The sequence below is a fragment of the Falsirhodobacter sp. alg1 genome (assembly GCF_000739715.2).
Taxonomy (GTDB): domain Bacteria; phylum Pseudomonadota; class Alphaproteobacteria; order Rhodobacterales; family Rhodobacteraceae; genus Falsirhodobacter.
In genome coordinates, this window is sequence record NZ_BBJC02000042.1 from 1 (window position 1) to 835 (window position 835).

The following is an 835-nucleotide window of genomic DNA, read 5'->3' on the forward strand; positions in this document are numbered from 1 at the left end:
GACCCTACAGACCTGCCCCGCTTTCTTGACTGGGTCGCGCCGCTGATGCCCGCCAACCGCAGCGCCTCGGCACGGATCATTTCGGCCGGGCGGGGCATGACGGATAGTGCGTTTCCCTCCGTTTCCATCCTCTCGATGTCCACACTGGCGGATCTGTCGGCACGGATGGGGCACGATCTGTCGATTGTAGGAATTCAGCATGGAGACGACCAGAAACATGAACAGCGATGCGCCCCAGATGCCCGGGACATTCGACAGTCCGCCCGCAATGGAGGTGCCGCCGATCACTACGACAGCAATAGAGAACAGCAGGTATTCGGCCCCCATGTTCAGCGCCGCACCACCGGAAAAGCTTGCCAGCAGGTATCCGGCAACGGCGGCCAGAAGGGATACCGTAAGATAGGCCCCCGCCCGTACAGCCTCTACAGGTACGCCGGCGAGACGTGCGGCACGGCGGTTCTGGCCGGTCGCCAGCAACCAGCGTCCCCAAAGTGTCCGTTCAAGCACCACCCATACGAGAATGGACAGGATCAGGCCTACAACCGCAATATTCGGAATTCCCATAACGCGACCGGTTGCAAAATCGGCCAGCTCGGCGGGCGGCTTGATCCGCAAGCCACGGTTGGACCAGATGGCAACCGATTGATATACCAGCGATGCGGCAAGTGTGGCGATGATCGGTGGAAGCCGAAGATGTGCCTCGAGCGTGGCGGGGCAGTACTGGGTGCCCACCAGCAAATTGCGGATACCGGAGCGGACAGCGCCCGCCACGGTGAAATCCACGATGCGGCGCGTTTCGCCGAAGGGCAGGGCGGGTTTGCACTCGGCCCCTGTC

At 62.3% G+C, this 835-nt stretch carries 1 pseudogene; it reads right to left on the reverse strand.

Going from position 1 to position 835, the window contains the following annotated elements:
• A pseudogene (locus tag TR36_RS14040) lies at window positions 1-835 on the reverse strand (hypothetical protein); the annotation flags it as partial.